The organism is Mobilibacterium timonense, from assembly GCF_900155555.1.
GTDB classification, from domain to species: Bacteria; Bacillota; Clostridia; order Peptostreptococcales; family Anaerovoracaceae; genus Allobaileyella; species Allobaileyella timonense.
In genome coordinates this window covers 105,126-118,744 of sequence record NZ_FUHN01000007.1, presented here as the reverse complement: position 1 = coordinate 118,744, position 13,619 = coordinate 105,126, and the positions used below count along the sequence as shown (strand labels likewise).

Genomic DNA, 13,619 nt, shown 5'->3' with positions numbered 1-13,619 from the left:
GAGATGAACAAGGCAAAATACAAATACACAGTTACCACCGGAGACGACGGCAAGAGAGTAGCAGAGCTCCTGCGGTCGGAGTTTAAATTTTCCCACCGGTTCAGGACCAGGATGAAATTCGACAAGCTGGTCGACCTTAACGGGCAGCCTGTCCCAGGCCACACAGTGGTCCACCCCGGAGACATCATTTCCATAAGGCTCCCGGAGGAAAAGAGCGATTTTCCTCCCGAGGACATTCCGATAAGCGTTCTTTTCGAGGACGACGATCTCCTGATAGTGAACAAGCAGCCGGGGATCACGGTCCATCCGACAAAGGGACATCCGTATCACACCCTGGCAAACGGGATCCAGAAGTACATGGAGGACACCCACCAGAGCTTCAAGATACGCTTCGCCAACAGGATCGACATGGACACCACGGGCATCGTGATAGTCGCAAAGAATTCCAACGCCCAAAACGAGATATCCACACAGCTCCGGGCGAGAAACGTTATAAAGGAATACACGGCGGTGGTCCACGGAGTCATCCCTGAGGATCAGAGAGACTTCACCATCGACCTTCCGATCGGCCGCCCGGTGGACGACAACATACACAGGGCAGTCCTGCCTGATGGAAAGCCGGCGGTCACCGATGTCCACGTTCTCGAAAGGTTTCGGGACACCACGCTGGTACGCCTGACTCTTCACACTGGACGTACTCACCAGATCAGGGTGCACATGGCTCATATCGGATACCCGCTGGTGGGAGACCCACTCTACGGGACCGGTGACGGGATGCTGGACCGGCAGGCTCTCCACTCTACCCGCATAGTGATACACCACCCGGTCTCCGGGGACATTCTGGACATCACGGCCCCTCTGCCTGACGACATGGCAGGGCTCATAGCAGGGCTGCGGGATCAGATAAAATAACAATAGAAAAAGGAATCGGCATCAACTGGATCCGGCTCCTCTATTACGATGAGGAGCTGGAGCTGAACGAGAAAATACGGACGCACGTGCTGGCAAATGTGGACAGGACGGTCAGAAATCAGTGGCTCAAGGTCTACTACCAGCCTATCGTGGAATGCAGCACAGGCGAGACCGCCGAGGCTCTCGGGATGAGGACGGTGTCAGTTCTGGAATCCGTCGTCATCCTCGTCGCCGAAAGGATCGTCTAAGTCTCCCTGAGATACTTCATCTACGCTTCCATCCACATCCTCCACCGGCTGGCCGGCATCAGCAGTCTCATCCACCTGGTAGTTTTCCGTTACAGACTCGTCAGCACAGCTATCGGCGTCGGCAGGACTGGAATTCTCCGCAGATACGGGATCCTTCGCCTCGGTGTATCCTGTTTTTTCCGTATCCTCAGTCCCGGCGTTCTCGTTACCGGCCGCTTTATCATCTGGCTGAGTGTCTCTATACGGTTGCTGTTCGTAGTTCACGTCCTGAGTTGTCTGTCCGTTCTGCTCATTCCGATCGCTCTGCACACCTCCGTAATACCCACTCTGCCCCTGGTCCTGACGTCCCATGCCGAACGGATACCCTGACATGTTCGGGGCCTGGTCGAAGGCGTCCCTGAACGTGCTCTCACCCCTGTACTCGAACCTCCTGAATCCGCCGGTGATCAGCAGTTCGTAAAACACGGTCTGACCGAGGTACAGCTGTCCCATGGCGTAGACCATCGGGAGCCTTAAGACCAGATAGATCACCGTCCACAGAAGCGTCGAAGAATCGAATCCACTGTAGTACTGAATCGCGTATGAAGGTATCAGACAGAGCATTATCAGCAGCAGATATGTCATGTCGAAGGAAAAGAGCTTCATCTTGTTGCCGGCCATGCGGAGACGGCTCTCTGCCAGGATCTGGAAGATCCCTTTCGAAGGGTCATCCGCCAGTATGAAGAACGACTGGCTGAACATGAAATAGGCTATCACGCCCGGGAATATGAAGAGCATGGTCATGGCCGAGATGATCAGCACTTGTATGAAGTACAGCCCAAGCGCCTTCAGATAAAACTGAAAGCCGTCAAAAAGCGAAGGCAGTGACACCGAGCGGTTGCGGAGAAAATACAAAGTGTAGATACACCTTCCCATGACCAGCACGCCGCCCATGAGCACCGCATACACCAGCATCACGAAGGGCAGCCGCGGGAGGTTCTGTATCACGTCGGCCGGCATGTTCTGGGTGTATCCCAGCACGTCGAAATACGACCTTGGGATAAACACTCCCAGGATGTTGGGGATCCACTCGTCCAGGAGCATGAATATGAATATCCCCAGGAAATAGTTGGCCATGTGGCCGTCCAGGTGCCTTTGTGTCAGAACTCGTATAAGTCCGTTGGGCTCTCTCACAATGTATCTGTTGTTCATCTTTTACCTCAAATTTTAGCCTTATCGCTGTTGAAACTGCGTTCCATCTCTTCCAGGAAGCTGTCTATGGCGTCCCAGAAATCCTCCAGTATCTCCGGCGCACAGGAGTAAATATCGTGGCTGGCGTTCTCTATCTCAACCAGTTTCGTGTTTCCGGTCCTCTCGGCGAAATCGAAGTGTCCCTGGCGGTCCAGCATGTGATCCGCAGTGCCGCTCAGCAGAAGCAGCGGGATCTGTATCACACTGCACTTCGCCATCAGCTCACTGCTGGCCTGGTAGGCCGCACGGATCCAGGAATAGGTGGTCATGTGTGCCCGGTATTCCGGCACCTCCACCCTCTGCCTGAACTGATACTCGTACCGCACCGCCGAAAAATTCACGGGGATGCACCTTATCTTTTTCTCGTCGAAGCGCTTCATCCCCTCCACGGCCTCGTCCTCCCAGCCCATGACGCCCGAATAGAAGAGCTTTATCCTGCCCCTCCAGTAAGGGTCCTTAGGGAAGCTGAGCTTGCACAGCGGCGAGCACAGGATCCCGTAGTGGAAGTATCCGGGGTGTCTCTCCAGGAAAAGACCGGAGGCGCAGCCTCCCATGGAGTGGGCGAAGAGTATGCGTGGACCGGCATTGCCGTCCTTCAGCACCACTTCGTCCATGAAGGTCTTGATGTCCGTGACGTATTCAAGGAAGCTTTTCACGTGGATGTACTCCGGGTCGTGAGAGACGTGCATGGACTTCCCGTGGCCTCTGAGCTGCAGGAAATACACCGAATACCCCATGTCGTAGAAATCATAGGCCACCTCGTGGTACTTCCCGAAAAACTCGCTGTGCCCGTGTATTATAACAATATTTCCCTTATTTTCAACGTCATCATCCTGAACGGCCTTGAAATACTGCAGCTCCATGTCGTCGGGCGTTGTGACCCTGCCCTCGGCCACCTTTTCGTCCAGCCACTTCCTGACTGTCGTGTCCATAAACTGACGGTATTCCAGATTATCATACGGAACCCTCATCGAAACTCCCCTCTATAAACAATACCCTTACTCTGACCTTTCATCGTTCCTATACATCTCACAAGTATACAAAGCAAAATGATGAGAGCGTGAAAACTATTATATTCTACCGGTGTTTTTGCACAACCCCCTGTGGTGTATAATCCAGTTATCAGGAGGCAATAACCATGAGCAAAAAATGTCTGATAATTCTATCCTATGTTAACTACCCGTCCGACCAGCTTCTGTACCAGCTCACAGAAGAGGCCGACTACATCATATGCGCCGACGGCGGACAGATGATCGCCAGAAGCTACAACATACTTCCAGACGTAGTCATCGGCGACTTCGATTCCACCAGCATCGACGAGAAATTCGACTGTCTTTACATCACCTACCCCGCCGAAAAGGACATCACCGACGCCGAGGCAAGCCTCAACCATGCGGTGGAGATGGGCTGCGACGACGTCACCTGCTACGGCGGCATAGGCGGACGCCTGGACCACATGCTCGGGAACATCTCCATCCTCAGCAAGTACAGCGACAAGATAAAGCTGAGATTCATGGACGACCGGAACTACCTGACCATGATCACAAACAGCTCGATCGTCCTCCCGAAATCCCTGCGGTACCAGTATTTCGGTGTTGTGCCACTGGACCGTGAGGCCAGGGGCGTCACCATATCAGGCGCGAAATACCAGCTCTCCAATGTTGACATGAAGCGCGCTTCGACGCTGGGTATCAGCAACGAGGTCTCCGGAGATGCGGCCAGGGTCTCTGTAAAAAAAGGCTCTCTCCTCATAGCAAGGTCCAGCGACATCGAAGAGAAGTAGGCGCTCTTCGCTGAATGTCAAAGCTGCGTGCAGATATCTCAGCATATGTGAAAGGGGCTGCTTTGTGAGCAGCCCCGCTTCTGTTTTTTTGTATTCCGAGCCCCCTCCGCAAGCGTAAAAGCGGACTGGTCCCGGCTCGTTCCTAGCCCTCTCTCAGCTCGGCGCCTACCTTGTTCTCCAGTGTCTTGATGATCTTGTTCATTCTCTTGTCGATCGCCTTGGAATCCATTGTGCCCTTGTCCGATCCAATGGTCAGGCTCAGGGTGACGGACTTCTTTCCCTCAGGTACCTGCTGTCCTCTGTATTCCTCGACGAACCTCAGGTCCTTGCAGTGATGCTTGATGGCCTCTGCGATGTCGGCCCACTTGATGCCCTCATCCACCAGGATGGACAGGTCTTCATCCACCTCAGGATACAGAGGCAGGTGCTCGAACTTGTTGTCTCTGGATGCGAGAGGCTCCAGAGCCGTCTCATCCAGCTCGAATACGGCCATGTTCGTCCTCTTGATGCCGGCAGCGTTCATAGCCTGTACGGATACCAGTCCCAGCGCTCCGATGACTTTCTTTCCGCGGAGGATGTTCAGGTATACCTTTTCATCTGCCCAGGACGGCTTCTCAACCTGCTTCAGTGTAAGCGGCTCCATCTGGCAGTACCTCGCCAGCGACTCCACCGCACCCTTGGCATCGAAGAAGTCATTTTTTCCATCCTTACCTACTACTGCTCCGCAGAGGGTCAACTTCTGTACAGGCAGCGTCTCCTCCTCGGTGCTCTCGTGGTACTCGCCCTTGTGGTACACCTGTGCCATCTCGAAGAGTTTGAAGTCCTCGAAGTATCTCAGGTTTTTCATCACCGATTCCAGCATGCCCGGAACGAGGGACTGCCTCAGGTTCACCATGTCAGGTGCCGGAGGTGTAGCCAGCCGAACGGCATCGGTCTTATCGATGCCTGCGGCGTCGATGTACTTCTCCTCTACCCATGGGTAAGTGAAGATCTCGTTGAATCCGCAGCGGAAGGCCAGATGCTCTCTCAGCTTCCTGTCAAGATCCTGAACTGGCTGGTGGACTGCATTTTCGAAGTTCACAGGGAGAGGTGTAGCCTCGAAGCTCTCGAAGGACCATATCCTCGCAAGGTCTCCCATGACGTCGTCCCACATGGACACATCTCCCGTGGATCTCCACGTTGGAGCAGTCGCAAGGAACCCCTTTTCATTCCACTGCACATCATATCCAAGTCTGGTGAGTGTGTCCTCGATCTCGGCATCCGGGAACACCTTTCCGAGACGGCGATCGAGCAGTCCCCTGTCCACCTGGATCACCGACTGCTCCGTCTTCACCGGATATGTATCTCCGTAGGCCAGGATCCTGGACTCAGGGAAGATCTCCCTGAAAAGCTCCATGGCCAGGGAAATTCCCTGATCCACTCTCTGTGTGTCGATGCCCTTTTCGTACCTGATGGAAGCATCGGTCTTCTGGTCGAAGCGCTTTCCCGTCTTTCTGATGGTCTCGGCGCTGAAGTTGGCCAACTCCAGGACGATCTTTCTGGTGTCAGGAAGGATCGAATCCTTTCTTCCTCCCCTGATGCCCGCAAGGCTGATAGGCTCCTCCACGTCGCAGATGACCAGATCGCTCTCGGTGAGATCCAGGTCGCTCTGATCCAGGAGGATCAGCTTCTCTCCCGGCTTCGCGTTTCTGACGATGATGTGGTCTTCAACGTGGGAAAAATCGTATCCGTGTGTAGGCTGTCCTACGGCCATCATGATGTAGTTGGTTATATCTACGATGGCGTTGATCGGTCTCATTCCTCCGTTCGTAACGGCGGTCTTCATCCAGTTCGGAGAAGGCCTGCTGTCGACACCATCGATGACGATGGCGGCAAAGCGTCTGCACTTGTCAGGGACCTGGATGTCCACCTGATAGCCTGGCAGAGAAGGATCAGGCTTTTCCTGGGAAAGAGGCTTGAGCGGCACCTTGTATATGGCGGCCAGCTCTCTTGCTATACCGTAGTGGCCCCACAGGTCAGGCCTGTTGGTCAGTGACTTGTTGTCGATCTCCAGGATGGTGTCGTCCATCCCGATGACTTCAGCAAGATTTTCACCCGGATAGCAGTCCGTGTCTCCGAGATCCACGATCTCTCTCTCGTCTGACGGCGGATAGTAATCCTCCAGGTAGACCTCTGTTGCTCCGCAGATCATGCCGTAGGACTTTACGCCCCTCATCTTCGTCTCTTTGATGGCAACAGGCTCGCCTTCGCCGTGCCAGTACACCATTGCACCCGGCTTGGATACGACTACTTTTTCCCCTTCGTAGAGATTTGAGCCTCCGCATACGATCTGCTTGTCCTCTCCGTCACCTACGTCCACCATGCAGACTCTCAGCCTGTCTGCATCCGGATGCGGCTCGACGGATCTGATCACTCCTACTACTATGTTTTTGAATTTATCCGCGCTGCTCTCTACGTTCTCGACCTCCACCGTGCGCATGGTGAGATCGTATGCCAGCTGCTCATTTGTGAGATCCTCAGAAAGCTGGACGTATTTCTTGACCCAATTCAGTGATACTTTCATTATTCCAAACCTCCTTACACTACTTGAACTGCCTCAGGAATCTGAGATCGGCGCTGTGGAACAACCTTACGTCGTCCACTCCGTATCTCATCATGACCAGTCTGTCCAGACCGATGTTCGTGTAGAATCCGGAATATACATCCGGATCCAGACCGGCAGCTCTCAGTACGTTCGGATGGATGACTCCGCCAGGCATGACCTCGATCCAGCCGTTTCCGTTGCAGACCCTGCAGCCCTTTCCGCCGCACACCAGACACTCCATGTCAATCTCATAGCCCGGCTCTGTGAACGGGAAGAAGCCCTCTCTCATGCGGACGTTGATCTTCCTGCCGAACACCTTCTCGAGGATCGTCTGGATCATTACTTTTCCCGAGGAAAAGCTGAGGTCCTTGTCAACAATAAGCGCTTCGTACTGGAAAAAAGCTCTTTCATGCCTTGCGTCGGTGTTCTCGTTTCTGAACACCCTGCCAGGGTACACGAATCTCGCTGGTGCGCCGTGCTTCATCAGGTAGCGCACGGATCCTCCGGTGAGGTGCGGTCTCAGGCAAAGTCTCTCGTTGCCTGACAGGTTCTCGGTGCCTTCGATCCAGTATGTGTCCATGGTGGCCCTTGCCGGGTGGTCCATGGCAAAATTCAGGTTATCAAAAGCAAATTTTTCACTGCTGATGTCGTCCTCGCTAAAGACCTCAAAGCCCAGGGAGAGAAAGGCGTCATTCAGGTCATAGCACATCTGTGTTATAGGGTGCAGCGCTCCGCCCTGTGGAGCATTGCCAGGAAGCGTAAGGTCGATCTCCTCATCCAGTGCGGACTCCGAAGCAACGATCTCCTCTTCTCTTTCCTTTATCTTTTCTGAGAAAAACTCCTTGATCTCGTTGGCCTTCATGCCAACCTGTCTCTTCATGTCAGGCTCAAGCGTCTTCAGGCTCTTCAGCACATCTGTTAGCTGCCCCTTCTTACCTGTGAGCTCGCGGCGGACCTCCTGCAGCGATTCAACGCTTGCCGCCTCTTCGATCTTCTCGAGACCCTCCTGACGGATCTTCTCTAATCTGTCCAGCATATTGATTCTCCCTTCTTGCAGCAAATTTTTTGCCAAATATGCATTCTAAAAGTAACTTGTTAAGTTTAACATGTTGTGCGATTTTCCTCAATCGCGAAATGTGATGGATCAACAAAAAATACGGATTGTTTTGTAAAAAAAAACGTTTCGAAACGCGAGAGATCATATTTTGTCGAGTCAGTATCGTAATAGCGCGGCTGGAGAATATTCATTGTATTGATAGCAAAACATTGTTACACTTAATGATATCGTTCACTGGGAGATGAACGACTTGAATAATGGTTTGGAGGTAACTTAATATGACAGGCACGACGAAGCCTTTGAAGCCCTGGCAGAGGGTCCTGCGTGTTATACTGATAATTATTATCTGTATAGCGCTAGCTTTCGTTGCTTTTCTCGGTTTTCTCACCGCTACGGAATACAGGCCGGCGGAAAGAGAGTCCTTGAAAGTAAACGGCTCATCTTCAGCGGAGATATCTGAGGGCGATCAGATCACGGCAATGACCTGGAACATCGGATACGGTGCTCTGGGAGACAACGCTGATTTCTTCATGGACGGCGGAAGCTCCGTGAAGACGGCGGACAAAGACCGCCTGAACGAGAACATGAAGGGCATCACTGATGAGATCCAGTCGGTGGACCCGGATGTGGGATTTTTTCAGGAGGTGGATCAGAATTCCACCCGCTCAAACTACATTGACGAATCGAAAATGCTGAACAAGGCCTTTGACGGATACGATACTACATTTGCAACGAATTTCAAGGTTGCATGGATACCTTATCCCCTGCCTATGATCGGCAAGGTCAACAGCGGTATCCAGACATTCAGCCGCTACGGTATCGCTGATGCCACGAGGATACAGCTCCCTTGTCCCTTCTCCTGGCCGGTACGCCTCGGCAACCTTAAGAGATGTCTGTCCGTGAACCGCGTTAAGCTGGAGGATTCTGACAAGGAACTGGTGCTTGTGAACCTTCACCTCGAAGCATACGACAATGGCGAGGGCAAGAAAAAGCAGACCGAGATGCTCAGGAACATTCTTCAGAAAGAAACGGCAAAAGGGAATTACGTCATCGCAGCCGGAGACTTCAACCAGATCTTTTCCAGCGTGGAAAATCCGTATCCGGTTCTCGACGGAATGTGGAAGGCCGGTGCCATCGACACCAGCGACTTCAACGACAGCCTGCAGTTCTACATGGACAACGGCACGCCGAGCTGCCGCTCTCTTGACAAAGCCCTTGACACGGCAAAGTCCAGATCACCAGAGGACTTCCAGTATTACATTATCGACGGCTTTATCGTATCCAGCAACATCACTGTAAACTCTCTGCAGACCCAGGATCTCGGCTTCAGGAACTCAGATCACAACCCTGTCGTGATAAAACTTACGCTGAACGAGCAATAGTGCACGGCATGATCTGAGCCCACCCGTCGAAATGAAATTACGGCAGTTTAAAACAGCGGAAGGACTAAGATCCCGCCGCTGTTTTTTTATCCGCCGATGCATTATTTTCAGACCGGTCTGCCTTCATCGCGATGGATATCTGCTGGCGATCCTGGCTCCTACAGCCTTAGCGCAGTCCATGGAGGACCCTCCGCCGAGCCCGATGAGCGAAACGCACTTTTCCCGGGTGAACTTGCCGAGAGCCTGATCCACAGTATCTGTCGTGGGATTCGAGACCACACCGTCAAATACGGTATACTGCTGGTCTCCTTCCTTAAGGGCGTCCGTGAGGATCTTCAGCAGCCCCGCCTGCACACACCCCCTGTCGGTGACTATGAGAGCCCGGCCAGGGGCGTTTTTTCCCAGCAGCCCCGGGATCTCTCCGGCAGACCTGAGGATCTCTCCGGCAGACCTGAGGATCTCTGGAGTCCTGTACGGAAGCGCGGGTAGAGCCATCCTGAGTATAGTCTGGTACGTCCTGCAATACGCCTTATATAAAACGTTCATGATCTCTTTCCTTCTCTTTCTCTCTCCATCTCTTCCGTATATGCCTCGAGGTTTTCCGCGATGGAGCCCATCATCCTGTAAAAAAGGACTCTTTCCCGTTCGTTCAGCTCCGACCCTCCAGTCTCTACGGCCTTTGCGGCTTTCCTGTTCACGGAAGCTGCGGTCTCCCGCCCCTTCTCCGTGAGTACCACCCTGGCACGGTATTTATTGCCTTTTCCATGCGTTTCAAACTCCGCCATACCGTGGTCCCTCAGATCCTGCACCGCCCTTGATACAGACGCCATGTCCTCGTCCGCCTTCTGGGACAGCTCCGAAACGGTCATGCCTTCCTCCTGCTGATAGAGGTAAAAAAGGCACATCACCGTCCTGCCTTTGAGTCCGAACTCCTCCATTTCCAGCTTCTTTATCTTCTGTATACAGCGGTACAACCTGCCAATGTCGCTCGTGAACTTCTCGAATCTCCCATCCATTATCGGCTCTTCCCTCCTGCGAGAAATTGTTTTGTCAACGTTTTATTCCGAAATATTGTTTTGTCAATATCTTTGTATCCAGGCAGACATCACGGTGCTCAAGCAAGACTCCGTCTCGACTTTCTTTACGGATGTGTTATCTTCGTTTTTATTTGCTACAATTTGTTCAAGCACATAAACAGATGAACGGATACATAAAGGAGACGATAGATATGGAAAACATCGAAAACATGGAGAGATCAGAGATCATAGAGCTCATGAAAAAACGCCACAGCGTGCGCCAGTATACGGACCGGCCGATCCCTCAGGATATCCGCGAGCAGCTGCTGACAGAGATGGCACGGCTGAACCGTGAGAGCGGCCTCCACATGCAGCTCTTCTTTGACGAGCCGGAGTGCTTCGATTCCGCGATGGCCCACTACGGAAAATTCACCGGCGTGAGGAATTACCTGGCGATCGTCGGAAAGAAGTCGGCTGACCTGGAGGAAAAGGCCGGATATTACGGTGAGAAGATCGTCCTGCTGGCCCAGAGCCTCGGTTTGAACAGCTGCTGGGTGGGATTGACCCACGGAAAGAGCCACGCAGAAATAGACCGCGGAGAGAAACAGGTGATCGTGGTCTCCCTGGGATACGGCGAAAACCAGGGTGTCACCCGTAAAACAAAGGCGATAGAACAGCTGTGCAAGGTCGCCGGTGAGATGCCTGACTGGTTCAGGGCAGGCATGGAGGGCGCTCTCCTGGCCCCTACCGCGGTGAACCAGCAGAAGTTCCTGATCTCCTGGGATGGAAAAGACCTCACGGCAAGGGTCAACGGCAGGGGCTTTTTCTCGAAGACAGACCTGGGCATCGTAAAGTGCCACTTCGAGCTGGCCAGCGGTCACACGGCCCACGACCCGGAGTAGATCATGCCAGGACGACAGACCTTTACTTTTCCGGAGCAGGAAGAGCTGAAATCTTTACTTTTTTCCTGATTTCAGGTATCATTATGTAAAGATTTGTGTCCGGAGGTGAAGCATGTATTCGTATGAGGGCTTGGAAAATAAGCTTGCAGAGTCTGGAAAAAGCCGTGTCGATCTCACCAGAGAACTTGGGCTGTCTTCAAGAACTGTTGCCAGGATCAGCAAGGGCGAAAGGCTTTCTCAGAAGACTCTGAACAAGATCGCAGCTTTTCTTAACTGCGATGCCAGTGAGCTTTTTCGTGTCATTTCAGAAAACCCGGTATTGCAGGTCCTTCGTGATGAGAAAAGCGCAGGGATCTCCGGAGGCCTCTACCACGAGCTCCAGGTCAGGATGACATACAATTCCAACCATATGGAGGGCAGCGCACTTTCCGAAGAGCAGACAAGGCTGATCTTCGAGACCAGCACCATTGACGCAGAAGACGGAATACCTGTCGATGACATTCTGGAGACTGTACATCACTTCAGGGCAATTGACTTCTGCATCGACCATGCCGAAGATATCCTGACCGAGGAGATCATCAAGGAACTGCACTACATCCTGAAGCACGATACGCAGGATGCATCCCTGTCCTGGTTTGCTGTGGGAGACTACAAACGCAGGCCAAACGTTGTCGGTGGACACGAGACCACCAGACCCAATGACGTCCCGGGAAAGATGAACGATCTTCTCCGCGCCTACAACTCCAGAGAAAGCGTCACTATATATGACATCATCGCATTTCACGCGGAGTTCGAAAAAATACACCCATTTCAGGCTGGGAACGGGCGTGTCGGCCGCCTTGTCGCATTGAAAGAGTGCCTCAAGTGGAATGTGGTTCCGTTTATAATCGAAGACAGCAAAAAGCTCTATTACTACCGTGGACTGTCAGAATGGGATCATGAAAGAGGATACCTGGAAGGCACCTGCCTCGATGGCCAGGATACGTTCCGGAGGCTGCTGGAGCTATTCGAAACTCTGGTTTTCTGACTCCTGGTCACCTACTCCCTCCCACTCCCACGTAACAGTATCCAGAAGGCAGAACTCCTGCGTCCCAAGTGGTTGCCGCTCCCAGTCCAGTGAGAAGACATCGCAGGACAGCAGGTTGTTTTCCCGTGTGATCTCTTTCATTGGCGAATGCCCCACCACCTGGAGCATGTCATCCCGGTACATCTCGACCGGGTAGCGCGCGAACTCTCTCTGGGGCCGGAGCCATAGCGGGGAATCGTCTCCCCACATGTCCTCCAGCTTCATTTTGTTGATCTTAGAAATGACATCGTCCACGTCCTCTTCCAGGCTTTCGTCCACCCGCTTCTTCACGAATCTCCGGGAGATCCCCCCGTGGGAAAAAAGAACGTTATCGATCCTGTGGACGTATGCGAGGTTACCGTCAGGAATGGCGCTGAAGAGATCCTTCAGTCCATTGCCCGCCGCCTGCCTCGCAAGCGGATCCGAGGATGTTCCAGAGACCCAGGTATTCCAGACGTATGCAAGGTCGTGGTTCCCGTGGCACCACAATGTGTCTGGGTAGCGGGTGGCAAAGTCCACGGCCGCATCCATCGTGTCCCAGTACAGCTGGTCATCGTACTCACATCCCCAGTCATCCAGGAGATCCCCGAGACATATCGCCCTGTCTGCCTTCTTCTCCAGGAATATCCTTTCTGCGTCCCTGAACATCCAAGGCTTGAGGTGGACGTCCGGAATTATCAATACCTTCATTTTACGATCTCAACTTTCTCCTGTACGGTGTCGCGGTGCTTCTGGACCGCGGTGAAAAACAGTGTTTTATATATCACCTGATCCGGGTGTTCCGAGGACCATTCCTTTTCATAGGAAAAACGCGGGACCTGGTTGAACCGGGTCACTGCGACGTAATCGCTGACGGCGAATGCCCCGGCGAGAATGACTGCACATATGACACATGCCAGGATCCTGACGTGTCTTTTTACCATTATTGACCTCAGTAAAACTGCCAGTCCTGCTATCAGGATCACACCTCCAAGTATTGAATATATCCCGCCCCAGCTGCTGTCCGCCGGGAAGATACCTAACGCTGAAATAATGATGAACACCCCGAAGGCCGCGAGCATAACTCCAGCGGTCTTCTGTTTTTTTGCAGCAGACTCCTTCTTGCTGTACTCCGCCATTTTGACGGCGGTCTCCCTGGTTTCCTGTCTCATGACATCACTTTTCCTTTCTCCATCGATGATCTCAGGAATGCTGACGTGGTAAAACGCTGCAAGGCACACCAACAGGCTGATGTCCGGCAGATTTCTCCCGGTCTCCCACCGGGAAACAGTCTTGGAAGAAACATTAAGCTCTTCGGCCAGGTCCTCCTGCGTGAGGTTTTTCTCCCTGCGCAATGCCTTCAGAAAAGCTCCTGTTTTTATCTGATCCATAACTGCATCCCTCCTTTCATCGACAGAATAAGAAAAAAGCCTGTCCGAGAACAGGACATAAAGCGAGAA

General features: G+C 52.9%; 14 protein-coding genes. 6 read left to right on the top strand and 8 right to left on the bottom strand.

The genetic code is table 11. The annotated features are described in order from the left end of the window. Window positions 1-3 precede the first annotated feature (3 nt). Window positions 4-912 carry an RluA family pseudouridine synthase gene (locus BQ7382_RS03530; RefSeq protein ID WP_077390767.1) on the top strand — a complete coding sequence of 303 codons (909 nt, stop codon included), beginning with the start codon at window positions 4-6 and terminating at the stop codon, window positions 910-912. Between the two features lie 86 nt (window positions 913-998). Continuing rightward, a complete protein-coding gene (locus tag BQ7382_RS09445; RefSeq protein ID WP_144082077.1) occupies window positions 999-1,160 on the top strand; it encodes an EAL domain-containing protein in 162 nt (53 codons plus the stop codon). Here BQ7382_RS09445 and BQ7382_RS03525 read toward each other — a convergent pair. Both BQ7382_RS03525 and BQ7382_RS03520 read right to left on the bottom strand, forming a co-directional pair. Next, window positions 1,113-2,351: a DUF975 family protein gene (locus BQ7382_RS03525; protein ID WP_077390766.1), complete on the bottom strand. Its 1,239-nt coding sequence runs from the start codon at window positions 2,349-2,351 to the stop codon at window positions 1,113-1,115. The two genes, BQ7382_RS09445 and BQ7382_RS03525, sit on opposite strands and share 48 nt — an antisense overlap. Window positions 2,352-2,359: 8 nt before the next feature. Next, entirely contained in the window at window positions 2,360-3,361 is a 1,002-nt protein-coding gene (locus tag BQ7382_RS03520) for an alpha/beta fold hydrolase (RefSeq protein ID WP_077390765.1), read from the bottom strand. 167 nt (window positions 3,362-3,528) lie between these two features. Here BQ7382_RS03520 and BQ7382_RS03515 point away from each other — a divergent pair, with 167 nt between their 5' ends. After that, window positions 3,529-4,173 carry a thiamine diphosphokinase gene (locus BQ7382_RS03515; RefSeq protein WP_077390764.1) on the top strand — a complete coding sequence of 215 codons (645 nt, stop codon included), beginning with the start codon at window positions 3,529-3,531 and terminating at the stop codon, window positions 4,171-4,173. Between the two features lie 142 nt (window positions 4,174-4,315). Here the strand turns inward: BQ7382_RS03515 and pheT are convergent, their stop codons facing one another. Further along, on the bottom strand, window positions 4,316-6,736 hold the full coding sequence (pheT, locus tag BQ7382_RS03510) for a phenylalanine--tRNA ligase subunit beta (RefSeq protein ID WP_077390763.1): 2,421 nt from the start codon (window positions 6,734-6,736) through the stop codon (window positions 4,316-4,318). 19 nt (window positions 6,737-6,755) lie between these two features. Then, the gene (locus BQ7382_RS03505; RefSeq protein WP_077390762.1) at window positions 6,756-7,793 is read right to left on the bottom strand and encodes a phenylalanine--tRNA ligase subunit alpha; all 1,038 of its coding nucleotides are present in this window, start codon (window positions 7,791-7,793) and stop codon (window positions 6,756-6,758) included. A gap of 299 nt (window positions 7,794-8,092) precedes the next feature. Between BQ7382_RS03505 and BQ7382_RS03500 the strand changes: the two genes are divergently transcribed. Continuing rightward, on the top strand, window positions 8,093-9,196 hold the full coding sequence (locus tag BQ7382_RS03500; protein WP_077390761.1) for an endonuclease/exonuclease/phosphatase family protein: 1,104 nt from the start codon (window positions 8,093-8,095) through the stop codon (window positions 9,194-9,196). Window positions 9,197-9,319: 123 nt separating this feature from the next. Here the strand turns inward: BQ7382_RS03500 and BQ7382_RS03495 are convergent, their stop codons facing one another. Both BQ7382_RS03495 and BQ7382_RS03490 read right to left on the bottom strand, forming a co-directional pair. Continuing rightward, a complete protein-coding gene (locus BQ7382_RS03495) occupies window positions 9,320-9,742 on the bottom strand; it encodes an iron-containing alcohol dehydrogenase (protein WP_077390760.1) in 423 nt (140 codons plus the stop codon). Beyond that, window positions 9,739-10,212: a MarR family winged helix-turn-helix transcriptional regulator gene (locus tag BQ7382_RS03490; RefSeq protein WP_077390759.1), complete on the bottom strand. Its 474-nt coding sequence runs from the start codon at window positions 10,210-10,212 to the stop codon at window positions 9,739-9,741. Before BQ7382_RS03490 ends, BQ7382_RS03495 begins: the two co-directional genes overlap by 4 nt. Window positions 10,213-10,424: 212 nt before the next feature. Between BQ7382_RS03490 and BQ7382_RS03485 the strand changes: the two genes are divergently transcribed. Both BQ7382_RS03485 and BQ7382_RS03480 read left to right on the top strand, forming a co-directional pair. Continuing rightward, complete coding sequence (locus tag BQ7382_RS03485; RefSeq protein ID WP_235847930.1) at window positions 10,425-11,114, top strand: nitroreductase family protein; 690 nt, start codon at window positions 10,425-10,427, stop codon at window positions 11,112-11,114. A 112-nt stretch (window positions 11,115-11,226) separates the two neighbouring features. Further along, on the top strand, window positions 11,227-12,141 hold the full coding sequence (locus BQ7382_RS03480) for a Fic family protein (RefSeq protein ID WP_077390758.1): 915 nt from the start codon (window positions 11,227-11,229) through the stop codon (window positions 12,139-12,141). On the opposite strand, the gene BQ7382_RS03475 is transcribed toward BQ7382_RS03480, so the two are convergent. Continuing rightward, window positions 12,118-12,870, bottom strand: coding sequence for a metallophosphoesterase (locus BQ7382_RS03475; RefSeq protein WP_077390757.1), 753 nt, complete (start codon window positions 12,868-12,870; stop codon window positions 12,118-12,120). The genes BQ7382_RS03480 and BQ7382_RS03475 overlap by 24 nt on opposite strands. Then, entirely contained in the window at window positions 12,867-13,550 is a 684-nt protein-coding gene (locus BQ7382_RS03470) for a helix-turn-helix domain-containing protein (RefSeq protein ID WP_077390756.1), read from the bottom strand. Before BQ7382_RS03470 ends, BQ7382_RS03475 begins: the two co-directional genes overlap by 4 nt. Between the last annotated feature and the right edge of the window lie 69 nt (window positions 13,551-13,619).

Excerpts from the sequence above, each read along its gene's own strand:
- BQ7382_RS03530 (WP_077390767.1), top strand. The coding sequence starts at position 4 with ATGAACAAGGCAAAATACAAATACACAGTTACCACCGGAGACGACGGC.
- BQ7382_RS03525 (WP_077390766.1), bottom strand. The coding sequence starts at position 2,351 with ATGAACAACAGATACATTGTGAGAGAGCCCAACGGACTTATACGAGTT.
- BQ7382_RS03520 (WP_077390765.1), bottom strand. The coding sequence starts at position 3,361 with ATGAGGGTTCCGTATGATAATCTGGAATACCGTCAGTTTATGGACACG.
- BQ7382_RS03515 (WP_077390764.1), top strand. The coding sequence starts at position 3,529 with ATGAGCAAAAAATGTCTGATAATTCTATCCTATGTTAACTACCCGTCC.
- pheT (WP_077390763.1), bottom strand. The coding sequence starts at position 6,736 with ATGAAAGTATCACTGAATTGGGTCAAGAAATACGTCCAGCTTTCTGAG.
- BQ7382_RS03505 (WP_077390762.1), bottom strand. The coding sequence starts at position 7,793 with ATGCTGGACAGATTAGAGAAGATCCGTCAGGAGGGTCTCGAGAAGATC.
- BQ7382_RS03500 (WP_077390761.1), top strand. The coding sequence starts at position 8,093 with ATGACAGGCACGACGAAGCCTTTGAAGCCCTGGCAGAGGGTCCTGCGT.
- BQ7382_RS03495 (WP_077390760.1), bottom strand. The coding sequence starts at position 9,742 with ATGAACGTTTTATATAAGGCGTATTGCAGGACGTACCAGACTATACTC.
- BQ7382_RS03490 (WP_077390759.1), bottom strand. The coding sequence starts at position 10,212 with ATGGATGGGAGATTCGAGAAGTTCACGAGCGACATTGGCAGGTTGTAC.
- BQ7382_RS03485 (WP_235847930.1), top strand. The coding sequence starts at position 10,425 with ATGGAAAACATCGAAAACATGGAGAGATCAGAGATCATAGAGCTCATG.
- BQ7382_RS03480 (WP_077390758.1), top strand. The coding sequence starts at position 11,227 with ATGTATTCGTATGAGGGCTTGGAAAATAAGCTTGCAGAGTCTGGAAAA.
- BQ7382_RS03475 (WP_077390757.1), bottom strand. The coding sequence starts at position 12,870 with ATGAAGGTATTGATAATTCCGGACGTCCACCTCAAGCCTTGGATGTTC.
- BQ7382_RS03470 (WP_077390756.1), bottom strand. The coding sequence starts at position 13,550 with ATGGATCAGATAAAAACAGGAGCTTTTCTGAAGGCATTGCGCAGGGAG.